The sequence below is a fragment of the Paenarthrobacter sp. FR1 genome (assembly GCF_051106045.1).
In the GTDB taxonomy this organism is placed as follows: domain Bacteria; phylum Actinomycetota; class Actinomycetes; order Actinomycetales; family Micrococcaceae; genus Arthrobacter; species Arthrobacter nitroguajacolicus_A.
Genome location: NZ_JBPFSF010000001.1, coordinates 175,916 through 198,240 on the forward strand (window position 1 = coordinate 175,916; position 22,325 = coordinate 198,240).

Below are 22,325 nucleotides of genomic sequence, written 5' to 3' on the forward strand. Positions count from 1 at the left end.
CTCACTTCACTCAGTAGATGGCGTGGGGTTAAGTTTATCTGTTTGGTGCAGGTGCGGCTTCGAGCCGAATCCGTTGCCGGCTAGGACGCGAGAGCGTCGGCGCCAGCCACGATTTCGGAAAGCTCCTGCGTAATCTCGGCCTGACGGGCCGTGTTGCGAAGGCGCGTGTACTTCTTGATCAGATCCGTCGCGTTGTCACCGGCCGACTTCATAGCACGCTGGCGGGCTGCGAGCTCGGAAGCTGCTGCCTGCAGCATGGCTGCGAAGATGCGGGACTCGATGTAACGCGGAAGCAGTGCGTCAAGCACCTGCTCTGTTTCCGGCTCAAACTCGTACAACGGCAACAGCTCGGATTCCGAGGCTGCTTCCTCTTCGACTACCTCCAGCGGAAGCAAACGGATGACCGTCGGCTCCTGCGTCACCATGGACTTGAAGCGGGTGTAGACAACGTGGATCTCGTCCACGCCACCCTCTTCGAAGTCAGTGGAGAAGTCTTCGAGAAGTGCAGCTCCGACTTCCTGCGCGGTTTCGAATTCCGGTGCGTCCGTGCCGCCGGTCCATACGCGGGCGTAGGACCGGTTGCGGAAATCGAAGTACGCCTGCGCCTTGCGGCCAACCAGGTACGCCTTGACTTCCTTGCCTTCTGCGTGAAGAAGCTCGGTGAGACCTTCAGCCTGCTTGAGCACGCTCGCGGAGTAGGATCCTGCAAGGCCACGGTCCGATGTAATGATCAGGACGGCGGCGCGGCGGATCTGCTCCGGCTCGGTGGTCAGCGGGTGGTCGATTTCGCTCTGAGTTGCGACAGCAGAAACGGCGCGGGTAATCGCGTTCGCGTAAGGCAGTGAAGCTGCTACGCGGGCGCGGGCCTTACCGATGCGCGAGGTAGCGATCAGTTCCATCGCCTTGAAGATCTTGCGCATCGACGTCGTCGAGCTGATCTTCTGACGGTAGACCCGAATCTGGGCTCCCATACTTATCCTTTCCTAAGTTCCCGATGTGCTGCCCTGCCGGGGCCCTTGCGGACCCCGGCAGAGCAGGTTCTCGAAACTAGCGCTTCTGCTTGACGATCTTTTCCTGGTCGACGTCGCCGCCGGAGATCGCTGCGTGCTCCTCGTGGCCGGCGCCAACCAAGTGGTTGTCGCCCTCGCCGAAGAAGCCCTTCTTGAAGGAAACGATTGCTTCCTTCAGAGCTGCAGCGGTGTCGTCATCCAGGACGTTGGTCTGTGCCAGCGTGGTCAGGATGGAGGACTTGTGCGTGAGGTGCTCCAGGAACTCGGACTCGAAGCGGCTGATGTCCTCAACCGGAACGTCGTCCAGGTAACCGTTGGTGCCGGCCCAAATGGAAACAACCTGGTTCTCAACCGGGAACGGCGAGTACTGGCCCTGCTTGAGCAGTTCCATCAGGCGTGCACCACGGGTCAGCTGCTGGCGGGAAGCAGCATCCAGGTCAGAGGCGAACATGGCGAAGGCCTGCATATCGCGGTACTGAGCCAGGTCCAGCTTCAAAGTACCGGAGACCTTCTTCATGGACTTGACCTGTGCAGCGCCACCAACGCGGGAGACGGACACACCAACGTCAACAGCGGGACGCTGGTTGGCGTTGAAGAGGTCCGACTGCAGGAAGATCTGGCCATCGGTGATGGAGATCACGTTGGTCGGGATGTAGGCAGAAACGTCGTTTGCCTTGGTTTCGACGATCGGCAGACCGGTCATCGAACCTGCACCGAGCTCGTCGGAGAGCTTGGCACAACGCTCCAGCAGACGGGAGTGCAAGTAGAAGACGTCACCCGGGTAGGCTTCGCGTCCCGGCGGACGACGCAGCAGCAGGGACACGGCGCGGTAGGCTTCGGCCTGCTTGGACAGGTCATCGAAGATCACCAGAACGTGCTTGCCGCCGTACATCCAGTGCTGGCCGATGGCCGAACCTGCATACGGTGCCAAGTACTTGAAGCCAGCGGGGTCCGATGCCGGGGACGCCACGATGGTGGTGTACTCCAGTGCGCCATGGTCCTCGAGGGTCTGGCGGACGGCTGCGATGGTGGAAGCCTTCTGGCCAACACCAACGTAGACGCAACGTACCTGCTTGGTGACATCTCCCGAAGCCCAGTTGGCCTTCTGGTTGATGATGGTGTCCACCGCGATGGCCGTCTTACCGGTCTGGCGGTCACCAATGATCAGCTGACGCTGGCCACGGCCGATCGGGATCATGGCGTCGATAGCCTTGAGGCCGGTCTGCATCGGTTCGTGAACCGACTTGCGTTCGGTAACGCCCGGAGCCTGGAGTTCCAGTGCACGGGTGGCCTCGGCCTTGATCTCGCCGAGGTCGTCGATGGGCTGGCCCAGGGGGTCGACGACGCGACCCAGGAAGGCGTCGCCAACCGGAACGGACAGGATCTCACCGGTACGGTGAACTTCCTGGCCTTCTTCAATGCCGGTGAAGTCACCGAGGATAATGACACCGATCTCGCGGACGTCAAGGTTCTGGGCCAGGCCCAGCGTGCCATCTTCGAAGCGAAGCAGCTCGTTCGCCATGACCGAGGGAAGACCCTCAACACGGGCGATGCCGTCACTTGCGGTGGTCACACGACCAACCTCTACGCGCTCTGCGTTACCGGGTTCGTAGGACGCCGCGAACTCGTTCAACGCATTACGGACGTCGTCGGCGTTGATGGTCAATTCGGCCATCTGCAGTCCCTGCTCTCCTGTTTTCGTGATCATCGTTGCTCACGATGACCGGGTTTTATATCAGTTAAGTTGTGCTTTGTCTTCGCTAGCCAGCGAGCTGACGGCGGAGTTCGCTCAGGCGGGCAACTACCGAAGCGTCGAGCACTTCGTCACCTACCTGGACACGGATTCCACCGATCAGTGCGGGGTCAACATTGACGTTGACCTTCAGTTCGCGGCCGTACAGGGCATCCAGCCCGGCCTGCAGACGGCTGGCCTGCGTTTCCGTCAACGGACGGGTAACGCTGACAGTTGCAATCCAGCGCTGCTGACGCTTTGCTGCAAGCTTGGCGAACGACTCGACGAGCTTGCTCGGCTTGACACCGCGCGGCTGCGTAACTGCCTGGCTGATGAGAACCTTGGCTTCCTCGCTGCTGCCAGGAACAAGTTTCTCGGCCAGTGCAATCTTTGCCGCGGGCGATGCCTGCGGCTCAGACAAAGCACGTTGTACTTCGTGGCTGGAGGCGACGGCCTGGTTGAAGGCAAACAGATCGTTTTCCAGCTCTTCCAGCCCCGTGATACCGGAGGCAGAAACGGCCGACTTGTTTTCAGCTACGGCGATAACCACCGTGGCGGCAAGCGTCTCGAGTGCATCGCCGATATCGCGTGCCGATGCCCAGCGTGAGCTGGCCAATCCGCCTGCAATCTCAGCAGCATCAGCGGAGACTTTTCCGCCAACGAGCTGCTTGACCAGCGCCGACTTTTCGTCTCCACTGCGGGACGGGTCAGTCAGGGCGCGGCGCAAGCCAGCCGAGCTGTCCACCGTTCCCAGGATTCCGAAGAGGTCCTTAGCCAACTGCAGCGAAGCGAAGGGAAGCTTTGCTTCCAACTGCGCCAGCGCTGTGGTCAGCGATTCGCTCGATATACCTGCCATTACTTAGCTGCACCTGCGCTCTGGGTCTCCAGATCTGCCAGGAAGCGGTCCACAACACGTGCGGCGCGCTGGTCGTCGGTGAGTGCTTCACCAACGATGCGGCCGGCCAGCGTGGTGGCCAGGGTACCGACCTCGGAACGGAGCGAGACAACAGCTGCCTGGCGCTCCGATTCGATGGCAGCGTGTGCCTGCTCGGTGATCCGTGCGGACTCCGCAGCTGCCTTGGCCTTCAGGTCCGCGAGGATCTGGGCGCCTTCGGCGCGTGCTTCTTCGCGGATGCGGTTGGCTTCGGCGCGGGCGTCGGTGAGCTGCTGCTTGTACTCTTCGAGAGCTGCAGAAGCTTCTGCCTGGGCCGCTTCGGCCTTTGCAATGCCACCTTCAATTGCTTCGGCGCGCTCTGCGAAGGTCTTCTCGAACATCGGGACAATGAACTTGACCACGATGTACAGGAGGACAGCAAAGCCGACGAGGACGACGCCCATTTCCCAAACGTTGGGAACGAGAGGGTTGGCGGCCTCGCCTTCAGTGGCGGCTGAGATGATCAGCTGATTCATGTTTCACCCGTCCTATCTACTCGGTTGCGGAATTCGCTTTGTTCTGAAGCCGAAGACTAGAGAACGAAGGCGAAAACGAGGCCGAGGATGGCGAGGGCTTCGGTCAGTGCCAGACCAAGGAACGCGATCGGCTGCAGCACACGCTGAGCTTCCGGCTGACGAGCAACACCGTTGATGTAAGCCGCGAATACGAGACCCACACCGATACCACCGCCGATTGCGGACAGACCGTAACCTACGAGGTTGAGATTGCCTTCCATTTTTTTCCTTTCAAGATGCCACCCATGTGGCAGGTTGTTTGGTTTACTTCAATCCCCACAAGGGGAAGTTTTTGGGAGCCTAGTGGCTGTCGGCGTGCAGGGCGCCTTCAATGTAGATCGCGGTCAGCAGCGTGAACACATACGCCTGCAGGGCCATAATCAATGCCTCAAGCATGTACATGGCGATGGCGCCAACAAGTACCAGGACCGAGGTGCCCTTCAGGAGGACGTTTTCCTGCATGACCAGGAACTCGATGCCGGATCCTGCGAGCATCACGATCAAGTGGCCTGCAAGCATAGTCGCGAACAAACGAAGGCTGTGCGTGACCGGGCGGACCAGGAAGTTGGAGATGATTTCGATCGGAACAACGATCGGGAGGATGTACCAGGGCACGCCCGAAGGAACGGTTGCGAGCTTGAAGTACTTCAGGCCGTTCTTCTTGATGCCGATGATGATCCAGGTGAAGTACACGATGCCGGCCAGCACATAGGCGCCGCCAACGTGCGAGAAGCTCGGGAGCTGAATCACCGGAATGGCACCGTAGATGTTGTTCACCAGTATGAAGAAGAACAAGCTGAACAGCAGCGGGACGTACTTGATGAAGTCCTTGCCGCCGATAATGTCCTTGGCGATGCTGTTGCGGACGAAGCCGTAGGCCATCTCGCCTGCGAACTGCAGCTTGCCGGGAACCAGCTGCTGCTTACGTGCAGCGAGGATGAAGAATGTAGCGATAATGACGACCGAAAGGATCACCAGCAGCATCTGCTTGGAGAATCCGTCGTGCGCACCCCAAGGCAGGATTGCCGGCAGGTGCATTTCGTCGATTCCGGGCGGGGTGAAGGACCCCGAATCCTGGGCGGGGAGCGCAAGCGCGATCAACGCGTTTCCTCTCTGCTGTGTCCATCATTGGGCAATTGGCGGAACGTGGACACGTTGGACGCATCCGTATTCCATGTGAAATTATTTGGCATTACTGTCCCCGTCCGTGGACGGACCGCTGTCTGCGTTGCTCTCGCCAGAAGATGAGCTTTGTCTGGTGAGGCCGTGCATATGGGAAAGATAGAACCCCCCTGTGGCTCCCAGCAGAGCGCCGAGGAGCACAATCCAGCGGGTCCCCCACAGATTATCCAGACCCCAGCCTATCAAACTCCAGACAATGATCCCGCCAACGATGTAGCTGAAGACAGCGATGCCGGCGTTGTATCCGCCGTCGTTTCCGGCTTCAGCAGATTCATTACGGTGAGAAGCCTGCTGGCCACCGAGAGACGGGCGGGAATAACGCTTACGCGGAGACATCCGGACCACCCTTCGGATCAGCGGGATCGTTGTAGATCTGCAGGCGGGCCTTGCTGAAACCGTAGATTTCTGCTGCCTGCCATAGGACGACGGCGACCACTGCGCCGATGAGGAACCAACGGCCGTGCAACCACGCCGGGGTGCCGATCGCAAAGAGAACCACGGCGAATCCAACGACTTTGACAAAGTAGGTGGCCACGAAGAGACCGACAGCGCCGGAGGGGTTATTACGGCCCACGAAGTGGCCGATCAAGAGGCTGATGGCGAAGAACACCATGACCAGCCCGCCGCCGAAGGTAGCTGAGAGCGCACCCTGACCGCCGTTCATCAATGCTGCCACGATGCTCGTGATGGCCAGGCCGGCCAAGGAAGCAACGGAACTCAAGAAGAGCAGCCGGAGCCAAAGATTGGATGTCTCACCGGAAACTCCAACACGACGCTTGCCGGACGGGCGTCCGGAATCGGCGTTGGATGTCATGGGGATACCAATCCTCGTGGCACGGGTGCCATATTCTCAAAGTGGGGTTACGGGCGAGTGACTGTCCGCAGAAAGAATTCTACATGAGATAGAACTGTGACCATAACCGGCCGTCATAACTACTCCCCCGGCCGCGTCGAGTTCCGGGTGAAGTAAGGCCACGCCGTTACAGCAGCCATGACCAACGCCGCCGCTATCACCACGATGAGCACAATCTGCCAGGGGAACACGGCGAAGGCGACGCCGCCGAAGGCCAGGATGCAGGTCCACACGTACAGCATGACGACGGCGGTGCGGTGCGAGTACCCGAGGTCCACCAGCTTGTGGTGGAGGTGCCCTCGGTCTGCCGACCAGGGCGACTGGCCTCGCGCCGTTCTACGGACGACAGCCATCCCCAAGTCAAGGAGGGGCAGGGACAGAACCGCGAACGGAAGCAGAATGGGCACGACGGTAGGAATACCGTTGGCCCGGTCGTAGAGGCCGGAACCGATCTGTCCGGTGGCCACGACACCGGCGGAGGCCATCAGCAGGCCGATGAGCATCGCGCCGGAGTCCCCCATGAAAATCTTCGCGGGGAACCAATTGTGCGGCAGGAAGCCAATGCAACTGCCGACGAGGATAGCCATCAGGAGCGTTGCCAGGTCCGAATTGTCAGTGGACGGATTGTTCCTGTGGACCCAATAGGCGGTGAGGAAGAAGGCTCCCCCACCGATGGTCGCCACCCCGGCCGCCAAGCCATCCAGCCCATCGATGAAGTTGACGGCGTTCATGGTGGTGACGATGAGACCGGCAGTGAGCACGATCTGAACCACCTCGGACTCGAGGAAGATCGGTTCTGGAATGAAGGGCACCACGGACATTCGAACGCCCCAAATGGCCACGATGAACGCCGCCGCGGCCTGACCAAGCAGTTTGATCCACCAACGGATGTCCAGGATGTCGTCGGCGACTCCCACTGCAACGATCACCACCGCACCAGCAAGGATCCCCCACGGGGCATCGTTGTGCCTGAAGATGTCCTTCACGAAGAAAGAATTGCTGGCAACCACCAAGGCAACGAAGAAACCGGCGAAAATGCCCAGCCCACCGAGCTTGGAGATCAGGGCCGAGTGCATGTCCCGGCTACGGATGGGACGGTACAACCGCAGTTTGTTTCCCACCACGCGGGCACCCCACGTTCCCGCATAGGCCACCACGGCAGCCGTGAGGGCCATCAGCAGATACATGATCATGACGCGGCTCCCGCGAGCAGCCCGCCAACCGCACCGGAAACCCGGACCAGCGAACGCAGCCGGTGCGTCGCTTGAGGACCGAGAATTTCCGGGCAGCTCAAGGTGTGGAATTCTGTCTTTGGATAAATGGAACTACTCCGTCGCCATGCCTGCACCGGCTGTGCCGAATGTTGCGGGATTTCTGTGGACTCTAGTCACGATACTAATGCCAACGGCCGTGACCACCCTGTGACGCAGCCGCAGGGCCCAGCTTGTTTGGCTGGGGTTAAGCTGCGTGGCCTTTACCTGACCGGCTCCTGGACGTTGCGCAATGCGTAGACTCCGTCGAGCACCTGTGCGTTGGAACGCGGCGCCCTCAGGCTGTGCCGCAGGCCCTTGAAAAGACCGGCCAGCAGCACTTTGCGGTTGGGCGAGGCGGCAATGGTACGGGTCCAGTTCCGGAGCGAAGCGCCGGTGAACAGAACCTTTTCCCACGGTGCCAGGGCATTCGACCTCGTATAAACCCAAATCTTGTTTCGGACTTCGTAGTAGAAGCGTGGGCCAGGGTCAGCCCCGGCGTCGCCAAAGACCTTTGTGTGATGATTGGCCACTGACGCATTGGTGGTCAGCGCGGTCCCTCGGCGGGACACCCTGGCGGTGAATTCGAGATCGTCGTTCCAGATAAAGTAGTCCGCGATCGGCAGCCCATGTTCCCTGATTTCGTCGGCACGGATCAGCACGGATACAAAAGAGGCGCTGCGGATCTGGGTGGCACCCAGGCGCGCAGCAGTGCTGCGGGCTTCCTCGCTGGCGCCCATTCGGGGCCGCATACGGTTCATGGGGTGGTCCCGGCCGTCGGTCCAGACCACGCGGCTTGCGATGAACGCCGGGGCCTGGCCTGTCTCCTGCTGATAGGCCAGGGAAACGTCCAATGCCTCGCGGAGTGCGTTCGGTTGCGGTTCGGTGTCGTCGTCCATGATCCACACGTGGTGGGCACCGTGGTCCAGGAGGGCACGTTCCATGCCAACAACAAAGCCGCCAGCACCGCCAACGTTGGCATTCAGGGTGACGACGTCGGTGGTCACCGGTCCTTGGTAGTCACGGAGGAACTCGGCAGTTCCATCCGTGGAAGCGTTGTCCACGACGACGACGGCGTCCGGCACCCGGGTGCCGGAGGCGATGCCCGCCAAAGTGGTCTGGAGGAGTTCACGCCGGTTATAGGTCACCACGACAGCGACCACAACGGGTTGGGACGTCATTTACTTGCCTTTGGTCTTGGATGGTTGAAAGCGACGCCGAATCAACAGGCCTGCCAGCTTCCAAGGTTCAACGAATACTCGGTAGGCAACCCGGCCCGGGTGGAGAACCAGGCGCCAGGCCCATTCAAGCCCCAAGCGCCCGAGCCAGCGCGGTGCCAGTTTCTGGATTCCTGCTACCTGCTCAATGGCTCCGCCTACGGTGCAGTAAACAGCCGGCGGAAGTTGTCCGAGCCTGCGAAGCAGCACGGACTCCTGAAGTGGCATCCCCAAGCCAAGCAAAACCAACTGCGGGCGGAATTCCTTGAGCCACTTCACCACAGCAGACTCCAAGGCGTCATCCCATCCTTCGCCGGGCATGCCATCCACCGTGGCGCCTGGAATGATGGACCGCAACCGGGCAACGGCGGTGGTGTTGGCCTCCCGACCGGCGCCGATCACGGCCACGCGCTCCAGCCCAGTAACGTTGCCGAGCTCCGGGATCCAGTCCATCGAGCCGAGCCGGTAGGACATGGTCCCCTGGCCAAGGAGCCGCAGTTGCCGCCTGTGCGCGAGCCCCCAGAGCATTGCGACCGGGGCACCGTCCAAGAGGACAATCGAGCTGTTTTGGTAGAGCGAACGAAAATCCTGGCAGGAATGAAACAGGGTGATGCTGTGCAGGTTGTGTCCGAGCACAGTGCCGGGGGTCCCGTCAGCGATCAAGCCGGCCATAGCATCCATGAGTTCATTGACACGCAACGGAGTAGCGTCGACGTCCAGGACGGGGACGCGCTGGCGGTCAGGAATCATTCGGGCTTGGCTTCTCTTGGGGCATCAATTCCAACGGCATCAGTGACAACTGCCTCGGGATCCGTCGCCTCCGGTTCCACTGCGTCGGACGCAACAGCCTCCGGCGTTGAAACCTCGACGGCGGCGGCTTCGGTTGCGTCCAGCGGCGAACCATCCGCCGTGGTGCCCTCCTCTACAGCCTCCGCCTCGGGAGTTGCTTCTCCCGCACCCACTTCGTCCCGAGCCGATTGTTCCGCAGGCTGGCCTTCAACAGGCTCTGCTTCGACCGGGACGGTCTCACCAAAGCCCAGGATCGAAGGAACGATCTCGCGGAGACGTTCGAGTTCAATGGCCCCTTGACGAACCACACGGAACGGTGTTGATGTCGCATCGACAATAGTGGACGGAAGGGCAGCGGTGCCCTTCACCGGCCGGAACCCGCCTTCAAGGTAGACCTCAACAGATTCTGCCAACTGAAGGCGCGCCTCCGAAGCCGTCTGCGCTGCTTCCTGGCCCGTACGGTTTGCTGACGACACCGCCAAGGGTCCGGTCATGCTCAACAGGTCCAAAGCAAGGTGGTCATCGGGCATCCGAAGGGCAACGGTGCCCTTGGTCTCCCCGAGGTCCCAGTCCAAGGAGGGCTGGGCATGCAGGATCAGCGTCAAGCCACCCGGCCAGAACGCCTGGGCGAGGGCCCGGGCATCAGCAGGTACATCGGTCGCCAGTCCGTCCAAGGCATTGATCCGGGGGATCAACACCGGCGGAGGCATCTGCCTGCTGCGTCCTTTAGAGGCCAGCAACATGGTCACGGCCAGGGGCGAAAAGGCGTCGGCGGCAATGCCATAGACGGTGTCCGTGGGCAGCACGATGCACTTCTTTTCGCTGATGGCACGCTGGGCGTGCTGAAGTCCTTCAGCACGCTGGTCATCGGAAGTGCAGTTGTAGGTTGTGGTCACAGCGCTATTCTTTCACTCATCCGGAGCGGTGCCCGCCAGCACTGCGCTGGTTGCACGTTCCTTGCCGTTCAGGTCAAAGTGCGTGGTGACGTCATTCCAACGTCCCGTGCGTCGAAGCATTCCTGCGATCCAGCCCGCTTGGACCTCCGCATGTTCCATCACGAAGTAGCCGCCTGGTTTCAGGAGGCGGGCCGCTGAGGCAGCTGCCGCCGTCGGGAGTTCCATGCCGTCCGCTCCCCCACCGTACAGCGCCTCCGGCGGATCATGCAGTGCGACTTCAGGTTCCGTGGGTATCGCTTCGGCTGGGATGTAGGGCGGATTGGAGACCACGACGTCGAAGGTGCCGTTGTGTTCGGGCAGGGCATCCCGCAGGTCGCCCTGGACCAGCGTGACGCCCAAGGGTTTCAGGTTTCCGGCAGCCCACGCGTGCGCCAGAGCGCTGTATTCCACGGCGTGGACGTCAGCGCCCGGCACCTCGTGGGCGATGGAGCCTGCGATGGCACCGGAACCGGTGCCGAGGTCCACCACCTTGGGATGTTCCATTGCCGAGACGTGATCGATGACCAATTGGACCACCGATTCAGTTTCGGGTCGGGGAATGAAGACTCCCGGCCCCACACGCAACTCAAGATGGCGGAAATACGCGACGCCGGTGATGTGCTGCAGTGGGACGCGTCCGGCACGCTCCTCCACCAGTTCTCCATAGCCTTCGGGAGCCGAGGCATCGCCGAGCAACATGGCACGCAGACGACCGAGGCCCACTCCGAGCAGGTGGTCGGCGAGCAACTCTGCATCCACCTGCGGGCTCGGGACACCGGCGTCGGATAAAACGGCAGTAGCCTCGCGAACAGCTTCCGCGAGGCTCTGGCCTTGATAAAACGTCATGGATGAACCCTGATTGCTGAATTCGTGGGCGCTTGGGGTGCGGCTATTCGCCGATGGCGTCCAGGCGTGCCTGTTCGTCCGCTTCAATGGCCGACTGGATGACCGGTTCAAGATCGCCGTTCATTACGGCGTCGAGGTTATAGGCCTTGTAGCCCGTGCGGTGGTCTGCAATGCGGTTTTCCGGGAAATTGTACGTGCGGATGCGCTCCGAACGGTCCATGGTCCGGATCTGCGACTTACGCTGCTCGGAGTTGGCGGCGTCGATCTGTTCCTGCTGGTGGGCAAGGAGTCGGGCGCGGAGGACGCGCATGCCGGCTTCGCGGTTCTGCAACTGCGACTTCTCGTTCTGCATGGCGACGACGATGCCCGTGGGCAAGTGGGTGATGCGGACGGCCGAGTCGGTGGTGTTCACGGACTGCCCACCGGGACCGGAGGACCGGTAGACGTCGATCTTGAGGTCGTTCTGGTTGATCTCGAGTTCTTCGGGCTCGTCCACTTCGGGAAGCACCAGAACGCCGGCGGCCGAGGTGTGGATGCGTCCCTGCGATTCAGTAACGGGGACGCGCTGCACACGGTGTACGCCGCCCTCAAACTTCAATCGGGCAAAAACGCCCTGCGCGGGATCATTCGAGTTGCCCTTGATCGCCACGGCGACATCCTTGTAGCCACCAAGATCGGACTCGGTGGCGGAAATCATTTCGGTCTTCCAGCCGCGCGATTCGGCATAACGCATGTACATGCGCAGAAGGTCGCCAGCGAACAAGGCGGCTTCGTCGCCACCTTCGCCACCCTTCACTTCAAGGATGACGTTGCGGGCATCGTCCGGATCGCGCGGGATCAACAGGCGGCGCAGACGCTCCTGTGCCGCCGGTATCTGCTCCTCCAACTGCACAACCTCGGCAGCAAATTCGGGATCCTCGTCAGCCATTTCCTTGGCCGCTTCCAGATCGTCATTGAGTCCGCGCCACTTGTTGTACGCCTCCACAATGCCCTGAAGCTGAGCGGACCGCCGCCCCAATTTCCTGGCAGCAGATTGATCGGCATAAACGGCAGGATCGCTCAACTGCGCCTGGATAGCAGCATGCTCATCAAGCAATCCCTGTACGGACTCAAACATTTTCAAACCTCTTTCGACTCGCAGACAAGTCTAGTTGCGACGATTGGTGTCTTAACGACCAACCGCTCAAATAAGCCGGCCAGCGAAGGTGACGGCAACGCCCAAGGTGACCTGACCGCCGTCGAGTAATATTGCCGGCCCGGGAGTGGCATCGGGCCTGTCGTAGCGTTGCTGCTGACGTACGCAGTACGTCAGCAGCAACGCGAAGGGGCGGGGCCGGCAATATTACTCGACGGCCCCACCCCAGATAACGCTATTTGTCGTTGTCCGACTTCGCTCCGAGCGTCGTCTTCTGTACCTGCATGAGGAACTCGACGTTGCTCTGTGTCTCCCGGATCTTGTTGGTCAGCAGCTCAAGGCTCTGCTGCTGCTCCAGGCCGGAAAGGACGCGGCGCAGCTTCCACATGATCTTGACTTCTTCAGGCGAGAGCAGGTTCTCTTCGCGGCGCGTGCCGGACGCGTTGACGTCCACGGCCGGGAAGATGCGCTTGTCTGCCAGCTGGCGGGACAAGCGGAGCTCCATGTTGCCGGTGCCCTTGAACTCTTCGAAGATGACTTCGTCCATCTTGGAACCGGTCTCCACCAGAGCCGTTGCCAGGATGGTGAGCGAGCCACCATTCTCGATGTTGCGGGCTGCGCCGAAGAAACGCTTGGGCGGGTACAGGGCTGCGGAGTCCACACCACCGGACAGGATACGGCCGGAGGCCGGTGCTGCCAGGTTGTAGGCACGGCCCAGGCGGGTCATGGAGTCCAGGAGGACCACCACGTCCATGCCCATTTCCACGAGGCGCTTGGCACGCTCGATGGAGAGCTCGGCCACCGTGGTGTGGTCGTCGGCGGGACGGTCGAAGGTGGAGGCAATGACCTCGCCCTTGACCGTGCGCTGCATGTCCGTGACTTCTTCGGGACGTTCGTCAACCAGCACCATCATGAGGTGGACCTCAGGGTTGTTGGTGGTGATTGCGTTCGCGATGGACTGCAGGATGAGCGTCTTGCCGGCCTTCGGCGGGGAGACGATCAGGCCACGCTGGCCCTTGCCGATCGGAGCCACGAGGTCGATGACACGCGGGCCGATCTTCTTGGGGTCGGTCTCGAGGCGCAGGCGCTCGGACGGGTACAGCGGTACGAGCTTGGCGAACTCGACACGGTCCTTGAGTTCTTCCGGCGTCTTGCCGTTGACGGAAGTGACGCGAACCAGGGCGTTGAACTTCTGGCGGGCCGACTGCTGGCTGCGGTCTTCGCCGTCACGCGGTGCACGGATGGCGCCGACAACGGCGTCGCCCTTGCGGAGGTTGTACTTCTTGACCTGTGCCAAGGAGACGTAGACGTCGTTCGCGCCCGGGAGGTAGCCGGACGTACGGATGAACGCGTAGTTCTCCAGGACGTCCAGGATGCCTGCAACGGGAAGCAGCACATCGTCCTCAGTGACCTCGACGTCGTCAACGTCCGGTCCCTGCGCACGGCCACGACGACGCTCATTGCGGTCGCGGAAGCGATCGCTGCGGGTGTTGCCGCCGTCACGGCTGTCCTGACCTCCCCGACGATCGCTCCGGTCGTTCTGGTCATTGCGGTCACGACGGTTGCGGCGGTTACGGCGGTTGCCGCCGTCCTCGCCGTCGTTGTTGTCTTCGCGGCGTCCACGGGTGTTGTCGCGGCGTTCGCGCTGCTGGTCGCCCGAATCGGACTGCTCACGCTGCTCGCGCTGTTCTGTGCGGTCGGCACGCTGCTCACGCTGCTCTGTGCGGTCAGCACGCTGCTCACGCTGTTCGGTACGGTCAGCCCGCTGCTCGCGCTGCTCCGTTGCCGGGGCCTCTGCTGCTTCAGCGGGGGCTGCGGCAGCTTCGCCACGGCGGCGGTTGCGGGTGCGCGGCTGACGACGCTCGGTACCGGCGTCGGTAGCTTCGGCTGCTGCCGGAGTGGCAGCTTCGGGTGCCGTTGCCGTTGCCGCTTCCGCGGGAGCAGCAGCGGTTTCCGGTGCTGCCACAACACCATCGCTGGTGGCGCGGCGGCTGCGGCCACGTCCACGGCTGCGGGGTGCTTCCTCAGCCGGAGTCTCGGCAGCAACCTCAGCGGCAGCACCGGCGTCAGCGGCCTTGGACTTGGCAGCCGGGGCTTCCTTGGCCACAGCCGTGGCTCCCTTTGCCGGAGCCGTGGCCTTGGCCGGTGCTTTGGCAGTGGAGGTACCGGCACGATGGGCCGAAATGGCCGTGACCAAGTCCCCCTTGCGCATACGGGATCCCCCGGAGATGCCCAGCTGGCTCGCGAGAGCCTGGAGCTGGGCGAGCTTAAGGCCTGCAAGGCCGCTGCTCTTGGTGGTTGCTGCAGTTGACGACTCAGCAGCAGAAGATGTTGTGTCCACAGCTGAAGCCAGCTCAGTGGTTTCTGTCACGAAGGATCCTTCCCCCTCGACGGCGTCCAGAGCGAGAGCTGGACGCGATGATTTGTTCTGGGCTGCAGTTCAGATCTGCAGCCGGTGAATTTGGCCGTGCCTGATGGATTGTGGCCAACAGGGCCGGATACTGATCGTCTTCACTGGATCCAGTTGCCCGGACAGCCGGCTGAATAATCAGGAAACAGAGAGTTCTGCGGCACCTGAGACAGGCCGGAAAGAGACGACACCACCAACGTTGGCACAGTTGACGAAAGGTACGGCGAAACCACCGAAATCCAAAATCAGGGAACTGCCCGCGGCTTTACCGGCGGTGCACTTCCACTCTAGCACCTTGAACGTCCACAGCCAGCGTCATCACGCGCCAACCAACGTCGGGTGTGTTGGACGAGGTGAATGCCTCAATGAAATCAACAACCGCAGCCGCTTCGCCTTCGCCGTTTGCCAGCACCATCACGGTGGGTCCTGCTCCGGAAACGACTGCCGCGTGACCGGCTGTTCGAAGGGCGGCAATGAGGTCAGCACTGGGGCGCATGGCCTGGGCACGGTAGCTCTGGTGAAGGTAATCCTCGGTACCAGGCAACAGGAACTCAGGTTGGGCCGTCAGCGCATGGATCAGCAAGGCGGCCCGCCCGGAATTCATGGCAGCTGCATGGTGACCAACGGATGCCGGGAGCAAACCACGCGCGGTCTCCGTGGACAACTCGTAGTCCGGGACGGCCACTACGGGAATGACGGTCGGCGCGACGTCGGCATGGGTACTGCTGTACTGCTCGCTGTCCTGCCATGACAGCGCGAGTCCGCCGAAAATCGCAGGTGCGACGTTGTCCGGATGGCCTTCCATCTCGCTGGTCAGCTGCAGGATCCAATCGCGGTTCTGCTGTGACTCCGCGGGCACCAACGCGTTGGCGGCCGTGACAGCTGCAACCACAGCGGAGGCGGAAGAGCCCAATCCGCGCCCATGGGGGTTGACATTGTCAGCAGTGATTCTCAGGCCGGACCGCTGGAAGCCGAGGCGGTCCAACGCCAGGTCGATGGCACGGACAACCAGGTGGCTGGCATCGCGCGGGAGGGTGTCAGCGCCCTCACCGGAGAGCTCGAACTCGAGCTCTCCGGTGCTCAGCGTCTCCACCGTCAGGGTGTCGTAAATGGACAGGGCCAAGCCGAGGCTGTCGTAGCCGGGGCCCAGGTTGGCACTCGTACCGGGGACCTTGACGGTCAGCCGCTGGCCTGCCGCGACAAGTGCACGATCAGTCGCGGTGGGCTGCGTTGATTCCACTCTTAGTTTTCTTCCAGTCCCAGTTCTGCGGCAACGGTCACGACGTCGTTCGGCACCTTGACGGGCTGGACGTCACTGCCGTCTTCGGTGCGGAGGGCCCACTGCGGATCCTTGAGCCCGTGGCCGGTGACAGTGATAACGATGGTCTTGCCCGAGGGAACCTCGCCTGCAGCGTGCTTCTTGATCAGGCCCGCAACCCCGGCAGCGGAGCCGGGTTCGACGAAGACGCCTTCCTTGGCTGACAGCCAGCGGTGTGCGGCCAGGATCTCGTCATCCGTGACGGCCTCAATCAGTCCGCCCGATTCGTCGCGGGCCGCGACGGCGGTGTCCCATGAAGCAGGGTTGCCGATTCGGATGGCTGTGGCAATCGTGTCAGGCTCGGTGATGGGGTGTCCCGCAACGAACGGCGCGGCACCTGCAGCTTGGAAACCCCACATGATGGGCGTCTTGGTGGACACTGCCGGCAGCGTCCCATTGGCAGTTTCGAAGGGAGCGGAGTACTCCTTGTAACCCTTCCAGTAGGCGCTGATGTTGCCGGCGTTCCCGACGGGCAGCACATGGATGTCGGGGGCATCGCCCAGGGAGTCAACAACTTCGAAAGCGCCGGTCTTCTGGCCCTGGATGCGGGCAGGGTTCACGGAGTTCACCAGGAACACCGGGTAGGCCTCGCCAAGCTTACGAGCGATGTCCAGGCAGTTGTCGAAGTTGCCGTCAACCTGCAGCAAGGTGGCACCATGTGCGATGGCCTGGCTCAGCTTGCCCATGGAGATCTTTCCCTCGGGCACCAGCACGGCACACTTGAGGCCGGCGGCTGTGGCATAGGCCGCAGCCGAGGCGGACGTGTTGCCGGTGGAGGCGCACACGACTGCCTTGGCTCCTGCTTCGACAGCAGCCGTCATTGCCATAGTCATGCCGCGGTCCTTGAAGGAACCGGTCGGGTTCATGCCCTCGACCTTGAGGTAGACCTCTGAGCCGGTCAGTTCGGAAAGCTTCCGGGCGTGGACAAGCGGAGTTCCGCCCTCGCCGAGGGTGATGACCTTGGTGGCTTCCGTTACGGGCAAACGATCAGCATATTCACGGATTACTCCGCGCCATTGGTGAGCCACTTAGACCCCTTCTACCCGCAGAACGGATGTTACAGAATTGATGACGTCCAGGCCTTTTACGGCCTCAACGGTTGCTGCGAGTGCAGCTTCGGACGCACGGTGCGTCACGATCTTCAGCTCGGCCGACTCAACGTTCGAGGCAGAGTCGCGGTGGATCGTCTGGCGCATGATTTCGATGGAAACGCCGTTTTCCGCAAAGATGTGGGCAATCCGGGCCAGCACACCGGCTTGGTCAGCGACGTCCAGACCGATGTAGTAGCTCGTGTTGGAGGCGTCGATGGCAAGCGCCGGGACGTGGCCCGTGGTGGTTTCGGTACGGCCCGGGCCGCCCAGCACCAGCCTGCGAGCAGCAGAGACGAGGTCGCCCAGCACGGCGGAAGCGGTGGGGGTTCCACCGGCCCCCTGGCCGTAGAACATCAGCTCCCCGGCGTTCTCTGCCTCGATGAAGACAGCGTTGAAGGCTCCGCGGACGGCCGCCAGCGGGTGTTCGCGCGGCAGAAGGGTGGGGTGCACCCGCACGGAAATGCCGCTGCCGTTGTCCGAGGAGCCAATCTTCTCGGCGATGGCAAGAAGCTTGATGACGAAGCCGGCTTCCTTGGCTGAAGCGATGTCTTCGGCGCTGACCTTGGTGATGCCTTCGCAGTAGACATCGTCCAGGGAAAAGCGTGTGTGGAAAGACAGCGACGCAAGGATCGCTGCCTTCGCTGCTGCGTCGTGGCCTTCGACGTCTGCGGTGGGGTCGGCTTCGGCGTATCCGAGGCGCTGCGCTTCGGCGAGGGCATCTGCGAACTGAGCACCGGTGCTGTCCATTTGGTCAAGGATGAAGTTGGTGGTGCCGTTGACGATGCCCAGCACACGAGTGATGCGGTCTCCGGACAAGCTGTCGCGGATCGGTCGCAGGATCGGGATTGCGCCCGCCACAGCGGCCTCGTAGGACAGCTGGACGCCGGCCTTATCAGCCTCTTCGTACAGCGTGGGTCCGTCCTGCGCAAGCAGGGCCTTGTTCCCGGTGACGACACAGGCGCCGTTCTGGATGGCCGTCAGGATTAACGAACGGGCCGGCTCAATGCCGCCGATCAGTTCGATGACCAGGTCTGCATCCTTGACCAGGGTGTCGGCGTCCGTGGTGAACAGCTCACGGGGCAATTCGACATCGCGCGGGGAGTCGATGTTGCGCACGGCAATGCCTGACAGTTCCAGACGGGCACCGCTGCGGGCAGCGAGGGCCTCGGCGTCGTCAATCAGAATCCGCGCAACCTGGGCCCCAACGTTGCCACAGCCCAGCAGGGCCACCTTCAAGGTTCGCACTTCAGACATTCGCCACTCCCATGTCGCGGTTCAAGAGATCTTCTTCGGTTTCCCCGCGGACAATCAGCCGGGCGGCTCCGTCGCGTACAGCGACAACGCCAGGCCGGGCCAGGTAGTTGTAGTTGCTGGAGAGGGCCCAGCAGTAGGCGCCGGTACCCGGTACTGCGAGCAAATCACCGGCTGCCACATCCGCGGGCAGATATACATCTCTAACAACTATGTCGCCGCTCTCGCAATGTTTGCCCACTACTCGGGACAGCTGCGGTGCCGCCTCCGAGTCCCGGGAGGCCAAAATTGCCGAATAATCCGCGTCGTAAAGCACTGGACGGGCGTTGTCACTCATGCCGCCGTCCACCGACACATAGCGCCGCGGATACGTAACGTTCTCCTGCCCTATTGCACCCTCCGGAGCGTCAACACGCACGGTTTTGAGGGTGCCGACTTCATAGAGGGTGAACGTGGTGCTGCCTACGATGGCGCGTCCCGGTTCAATGGAGATTCGCGGAGGCGTAATGCCAAGCTCACTACATGTGGAACGCACGACGGCGGCCATCGCCTGAGCGATCTCGGCTGGCGGCCGGGGAGTGTCCACCGGGGTGTAGGCAATGCCGTACCCACCACCGAGGTCCAGCTCAGGCAAGTGGATGGAGTACTTGGCCTGCATGGCAGCAAGGAAGCCAAGGAGCTTTTCCGCTGCCACGGCAAAGCCGTCCGGTTCAAAGATCTGGGAGCCGATGTGGCAGTGCAGGCCCAGCAGTTCGATGCTGGGATAGGACGTGGCTGCTGCTACCGCTTCCTCGGCTGCGGACAGCCCTGCTTCCTCGGTGGAGTCCTCTGCCATGGAAAGGCCGAACTTCTGGTCCTCGTGGGCGGTGGCAATGAACTCATGGGTGTGGGCGTGCACGCCAGGGGTCAGACGGAGCATGACCTTGGCTGTCTCGCCCCGGCTGGACGCGATCTTGGCTACGCGCTCAAGTTCATCGAGGCTGTCCACCACGATCCTGCCAACCGCCATGTCCAAGGCACGGTTGATTTCGGCATCCGACTTGTTATTGCCGTGCAGCCCAAGGTGGGCCCCCTCAATTCCCGCCCGGGCGGCAACAGCAAGCTCACCGCCGGAGCAGGTGTCCAGGCGCAGGCCCTCGTCGGCCACCCAGCTGGCTACGGCGGTGCAAAGGAACGACTTGCCGGCGTAGTAGACGTCCACTCCCCCACAAATGTCCTCGAATGCTGCATCAAAGGCGTTCTTGAACGCCCGGGCACGGGAACGGAAGTCCGATTCACTCATCACGAAAAGCGGGGTGCCGAACTGTTCCTTGAGCACACTGACAGGAATCCCGTCGATGGTGACCTCGCCGGCGTCGTTCTTCTCGACTCCGGCCGCCCACATCGGCGCCTGCAGGGCATTGAGGTCCCCGGGAACGGCCAGCCACTCCGGCGCAAGCGGAGAAGCGTGTGCAACGTCTGTGTTCATTTCCCTACATCCGTTCCGGCGCCGAGACGCCCAGCAGTTCGAGTCCGTTGGCGAGCACCTGGCTGGTGGCGTCGTTCAGCCACAGGCGAGTGCGGTTGACGTCCTGAACAGGTTCGTCTCCCAGCGGGGAAACGCGGCAAGCGTCGTACCAGCGGTGGTACGCACCCGCGATGACTTCGAGATGGCGGGCCACACGGTGCGGCTCGCGCAGTTCCGCTGCCTTGGCGACGATGGACGGGTAGCTGCCGAGGTAGGACAGCAACTCGTTTTCCGTGGCGTGATCGAGCAGCGACGCGTCGAAGACCGAGCGATCCACGCCTGCCTCGGCGGCGTTGCGTGCCGTGCCGCGGGAACGGGCGTGCGCGTACTGCACGTAGAAGACGGGGTTCTCGTTGCTGTGCTTCTTCAACAGCTCGGGGTCCAGGGTCAACGGCGAGTCAGCAGGGAAACGCGCCAGTGAGTAGCGGACTGCGTCCTTGCCGAGCCAGGAAATGAGGTTCTTCAACTCGATGATGTTGCCTGCACGCTTTGACAGCTTGGCACCATTGACTGACACGAGCTGCCCGATCAGGACCTCGATGTTGACCTCGGGGTCGTCTCCAGCGCAGGCCGCAATGGCCTTCAGGCGGTTGATGTACCCGTGGTGGTCGGCACCGAGGAGGTAGATCTTTTCGGTAAACCCACGGTCCTTCTTGGAAAGGTAGTAGGCAGCGTCAGCAGCGAAGTACGTCGGTTCACCGTTGGCACGGATCATGACACGGTCTTTGTCGTCGCCGAAGTCGGTGGTGCGCAACCAGACGGCACCGCCGTCGTCGAATACATGGCCCTGCTCGCGAAGGCGGGCCACGGCAGATTCGATGGCGCCGGCGTCGTGCAGTTCCTTTTCCGAGAAGAAGACATCGAACTCCACGCCGAATTCAGCCAACGTTGACTTGATGTCGGCCATCTGTGCCTCGTAGGCAGCGGCGCGAATGACCGGCAGCGCGGCCTCATCCGTCAGCTCGCGGATGTCCGGATGTGCCTTCAGGACTTCGTCACCGAGTTCGCGGATGTATTCGCCCGGGTAGCCGCCCTCCGGGACGCCCCGGCCGTGAAGGCGGGAGAGCACGGAGTTGGCGAAGACGTTCATCTGCGAGCCGGCGTCGTTGATGTAATACTCGGCCGTGACGTCGGCTCCCGAGGCACGCAGGACACGGGCGATGGCGTCGCCCAAGGCAGCCCAGCGCGTGTGTCCGATATGCAGCGGACCCGTGGGGTTGGCGGAAACGAATTCCATGTTGACCACGCGGCCTGCGAGCGCCGTGTTGGTCCCGTACGAGGTTCCGGCCTCAACAATGGCTTTGGCAAGGGCACCCGCCGTTGCCGCATCCACCGTGATGTTCAGGAAGCCCGGCCCAGCGATTTCCACTCCGGTAACGCCGGGAATACCCTGCAAATGGTTACTGAGGATGCCGGCGAATTCGCGGGGATTCATACCGGCCTGCTTGGACAACTGCAGGGCGATGTTGGTGGCCCAGTCTCCGTGATCCCTGTTCTTGGGTCGCTCCACTCGCACGGCGTCGGGCACAGCAGATTCCGTCAAGGCGATTTCACCGGTAGAGACGGCGTCCTTAAGGCAGGCGGATATGGCAGCAGAGAGTTCTTCGGGAGTCACGCATCTAGCCTACCGGGGGCCTGCAAAGTCGCGGAATTGAGGGTCCTTTATGTGGAAAATGTGGACACAGCCAGCACACAGGAACAGCTATCGGGCGCCACAGACTGAACCATTACGCTGAATTCAACGTTGTGAAGACGTAGGAGGTGGCCTCGTTGGTCCTCCCGAAGCAACCCAGTGTCCGTCGACTTCACTGTCTTTGACTCCATTGCCCATCGACCAATCTTGTCCAGTTGAAACGAGCAGAATCATGACTACGCCACTCCGCAAGAGCCTCTACGTTGGTATCGCAGGTCTCTCCATCATGGGAACAGCCGCTGCGTGCGCTCCCACCACGGAGTCCCCGTCCACCCAAACCCCCGCCACCCAGAATGGCGGGCAGGCCTCCACCACCAGCCCTTCGTCGTCTGGCGCGGCCGCCGCCAGCGGTGAGTCGACGTATAAGGACGGAACCTACAGCTCCGATGGCACCTACACGTCGCCCAATGGCCAGGAAACGGTGGGCGTTGAACTGACGCTCACCGCTGACAAGGTATCCGCCGTCAACATCACGGTGCACCCTTCCAACCCGAACACCAAGAAGTTCCAGGGCGAGTTCGCCAGTGGCATCGCCGCCCAGATCGTGGGCAAGGACATCGACGAACTCAATGTCTCCAAGGTTGCAGGGTCATCCCTGACTTCCGGCGGCTTCAACGAAGCCGTGGAACAGATCAAGTCCCAGGCCAAGTAGCAGCC

Annotated in this window: 21 protein-coding genes; 1 reads left to right on the forward strand and 20 read right to left on the reverse strand. The window is 62.0% G+C overall.

Features of this window, described 5'->3' with window-relative positions; genetic code table 11:
• Window positions 1–80: 80 nt before the first annotated feature.
• From ACR30Z_RS00825 to argS, 20 genes are all read right to left on the reverse strand, one after another.
• The gene (locus ACR30Z_RS00825; protein ID WP_011775258.1) at window positions 81–971 is read right to left on the reverse strand and encodes a F0F1 ATP synthase subunit gamma; all 891 of its coding nucleotides are present in this window, start codon (window positions 969–971) and stop codon (window positions 81–83) included.
• Window positions 972–1,047: 76 nt separating this feature from the next.
• Entirely contained in the window at window positions 1,048–2,685 is a 1,638-nt protein-coding gene (atpA, locus tag ACR30Z_RS00830) for a F0F1 ATP synthase subunit alpha (RefSeq protein WP_011775259.1), read from the reverse strand.
• 85 nt (window positions 2,686–2,770) lie between these two features.
• Window positions 2,771–3,598 (reverse strand): F0F1 ATP synthase subunit delta, encoded by an 828-nt coding sequence (locus tag ACR30Z_RS00835; RefSeq protein WP_144649787.1) that lies wholly within the window; start codon window positions 3,596–3,598, stop codon window positions 2,771–2,773.
• Window positions 3,598–4,152, reverse strand: coding sequence for a F0F1 ATP synthase subunit B (locus ACR30Z_RS00840; RefSeq protein WP_144649789.1), 555 nt, complete (start codon window positions 4,150–4,152; stop codon window positions 3,598–3,600). The genes ACR30Z_RS00835 and ACR30Z_RS00840 overlap by 1 nt, the downstream gene beginning before the upstream one ends.
• Before the next feature lie 56 nt (window positions 4,153–4,208).
• Window positions 4,209–4,412, reverse strand: coding sequence for an ATP synthase F0 subunit C (gene atpE / locus ACR30Z_RS00845; protein WP_009356484.1), 204 nt, complete (start codon window positions 4,410–4,412; stop codon window positions 4,209–4,211).
• Between the two features lie 79 nt (window positions 4,413–4,491).
• Complete coding sequence (gene atpB, locus ACR30Z_RS00850; protein ID WP_144649791.1) at window positions 4,492–5,292, reverse strand: F0F1 ATP synthase subunit A; 801 nt, start codon at window positions 5,290–5,292, stop codon at window positions 4,492–4,494.
• Between the two features lie 81 nt (window positions 5,293–5,373).
• Complete coding sequence (locus ACR30Z_RS00855) at window positions 5,374–5,709, reverse strand: AtpZ/AtpI family protein (RefSeq protein ID WP_144649793.1); 336 nt, start codon at window positions 5,707–5,709, stop codon at window positions 5,374–5,376.
• Entirely contained in the window at window positions 5,696–6,187 is a 492-nt protein-coding gene (locus ACR30Z_RS00860; protein ID WP_144649794.1) for a hypothetical protein, read from the reverse strand. Before ACR30Z_RS00860 ends, ACR30Z_RS00855 begins: the two co-directional genes overlap by 14 nt.
• 119 nt (window positions 6,188–6,306) lie before the next feature.
• On the reverse strand, window positions 6,307–7,419 hold the full coding sequence (locus ACR30Z_RS00865) for an MraY family glycosyltransferase (protein WP_144649796.1): 1,113 nt from the start codon (window positions 7,417–7,419) through the stop codon (window positions 6,307–6,309).
• A gap of 281 nt (window positions 7,420–7,700) precedes the next feature.
• Window positions 7,701–8,657 carry a glycosyltransferase gene (locus ACR30Z_RS00870; protein ID WP_434370967.1) on the reverse strand — a complete coding sequence of 319 codons (957 nt, stop codon included), beginning with the start codon at window positions 8,655–8,657 and terminating at the stop codon, window positions 7,701–7,703.
• Complete coding sequence (locus ACR30Z_RS00875; RefSeq protein WP_144649800.1) at window positions 8,658–9,443, reverse strand: WecB/TagA/CpsF family glycosyltransferase; 786 nt, start codon at window positions 9,441–9,443, stop codon at window positions 8,658–8,660.
• A complete protein-coding gene (locus tag ACR30Z_RS00880; protein ID WP_434370968.1) occupies window positions 9,440–10,378 on the reverse strand; it encodes an L-threonylcarbamoyladenylate synthase in 939 nt (312 codons plus the stop codon). Before ACR30Z_RS00880 ends, ACR30Z_RS00875 begins: the two co-directional genes overlap by 4 nt.
• Window positions 10,379–10,390: 12 nt before the next feature.
• Window positions 10,391–11,263 carry a peptide chain release factor N(5)-glutamine methyltransferase gene (gene prmC / locus ACR30Z_RS00885; protein WP_434370969.1) on the reverse strand — a complete coding sequence of 291 codons (873 nt, stop codon included), beginning with the start codon at window positions 11,261–11,263 and terminating at the stop codon, window positions 10,391–10,393.
• Window positions 11,264–11,306: 43 nt separating this feature from the next.
• Window positions 11,307–12,380 (reverse strand): peptide chain release factor 1, encoded by a 1,074-nt coding sequence (gene prfA / locus ACR30Z_RS00890; RefSeq protein WP_014922181.1) that lies wholly within the window; start codon window positions 12,378–12,380, stop codon window positions 11,307–11,309.
• 253 nt (window positions 12,381–12,633) lie between these two features.
• On the reverse strand, window positions 12,634–14,769 hold the full coding sequence (gene rho, locus ACR30Z_RS00895; RefSeq protein ID WP_434370970.1) for a transcription termination factor Rho: 2,136 nt from the start codon (window positions 14,767–14,769) through the stop codon (window positions 12,634–12,636).
• Between the two features lie 304 nt (window positions 14,770–15,073).
• Complete coding sequence (thrB, locus tag ACR30Z_RS00900) at window positions 15,074–16,048, reverse strand: homoserine kinase (RefSeq protein ID WP_144649806.1); 975 nt, start codon at window positions 16,046–16,048, stop codon at window positions 15,074–15,076.
• Window positions 16,049–16,050: 2 nt separating this feature from the next.
• Window positions 16,051–17,154, reverse strand: a complete 1,104-nt coding sequence (gene thrC / locus ACR30Z_RS00905) for a threonine synthase (RefSeq protein ID WP_144649808.1) — start codon at window positions 17,152–17,154, stop codon at window positions 16,051–16,053.
• Window positions 17,155–18,471 carry a homoserine dehydrogenase gene (locus ACR30Z_RS00910; protein WP_434370971.1) on the reverse strand — a complete coding sequence of 439 codons (1,317 nt, stop codon included), beginning with the start codon at window positions 18,469–18,471 and terminating at the stop codon, window positions 17,155–17,157.
• Window positions 18,464–19,936 (reverse strand): diaminopimelate decarboxylase, encoded by a 1,473-nt coding sequence (lysA, locus tag ACR30Z_RS00915; RefSeq protein WP_434370972.1) that lies wholly within the window; start codon window positions 19,934–19,936, stop codon window positions 18,464–18,466. Before lysA ends, ACR30Z_RS00910 begins: the two co-directional genes overlap by 8 nt.
• A gap of 4 nt (window positions 19,937–19,940) precedes the next feature.
• Window positions 19,941–21,590 (reverse strand): arginine--tRNA ligase, encoded by a 1,650-nt coding sequence (gene argS / locus ACR30Z_RS00920; RefSeq protein ID WP_434370973.1) that lies wholly within the window; start codon window positions 21,588–21,590, stop codon window positions 19,941–19,943.
• Between the two features lie 250 nt (window positions 21,591–21,840).
• On the opposite strand from argS, the gene ACR30Z_RS00925 reads away from it, so the two are divergent.
• A complete protein-coding gene (locus ACR30Z_RS00925) occupies window positions 21,841–22,320 on the forward strand; it encodes an FMN-binding protein (protein WP_434370974.1) in 480 nt (159 codons plus the stop codon).
• The last annotated feature ends 5 nt before the right edge of the window (window positions 22,321–22,325 follow it).

Coding starts and splice junctions, on each gene's coding strand:
- atpA (WP_011775259.1), bottom strand. CDS start 2,685: ATGGCCGAATTGACCATCAACGCCGACGACGTCCGTAATGCGTTGAAC.
- lysA (WP_434370972.1), bottom strand. CDS start 19,936: ATGAACACAGACGTTGCACACGCTTCTCCGCTTGCGCCGGAGTGGCTG.
- atpE (WP_009356484.1), bottom strand. CDS start 4,412: ATGGAAGGCAATCTCAACCTCGTAGGTTACGGTCTGTCCGCAATCGGC.
- ACR30Z_RS00855 (WP_144649793.1), bottom strand. CDS start 5,709: ATGTCTCCGCGTAAGCGTTATTCCCGCCCGTCTCTCGGTGGCCAGCAG.
- ACR30Z_RS00825 (WP_011775258.1), bottom strand. CDS start 971: ATGGGAGCCCAGATTCGGGTCTACCGTCAGAAGATCAGCTCGACGACG.
- ACR30Z_RS00860 (WP_144649794.1), bottom strand. CDS start 6,187: ATGACATCCAACGCCGATTCCGGACGCCCGTCCGGCAAGCGTCGTGTT.
- ACR30Z_RS00870 (WP_434370967.1), bottom strand. CDS start 8,657: ATGACGTCCCAACCCGTTGTGGTCGCTGTCGTGGTGACCTATAACCGG.
- ACR30Z_RS00840 (WP_144649789.1), bottom strand. CDS start 4,152: ATGAATCAGCTGATCATCTCAGCCGCCACTGAAGGCGAGGCCGCCAAC.
- prfA (WP_014922181.1), bottom strand. CDS start 12,380: ATGTTTGAGTCCGTACAGGGATTGCTTGATGAGCATGCTGCTATCCAG.
- ACR30Z_RS00925 (WP_434370974.1), top strand. CDS start 21,841: ATGACTACGCCACTCCGCAAGAGCCTCTACGTTGGTATCGCAGGTCTC.
- prmC (WP_434370969.1), bottom strand. CDS start 11,263: ATGACGTTTTATCAAGGCCAGAGCCTCGCGGAAGCTGTTCGCGAGGCT.
- ACR30Z_RS00875 (WP_144649800.1), bottom strand. CDS start 9,443: ATGATTCCTGACCGCCAGCGCGTCCCCGTCCTGGACGTCGACGCTACT.
- ACR30Z_RS00865 (WP_144649796.1), bottom strand. CDS start 7,419: ATGATCATGTATCTGCTGATGGCCCTCACGGCTGCCGTGGTGGCCTAT.
- ACR30Z_RS00910 (WP_434370971.1), bottom strand. CDS start 18,471: ATGTCTGAAGTGCGAACCTTGAAGGTGGCCCTGCTGGGCTGTGGCAAC.
- ACR30Z_RS00835 (WP_144649787.1), bottom strand. CDS start 3,598: ATGGCAGGTATATCGAGCGAATCGCTGACCACAGCGCTGGCGCAGTTG.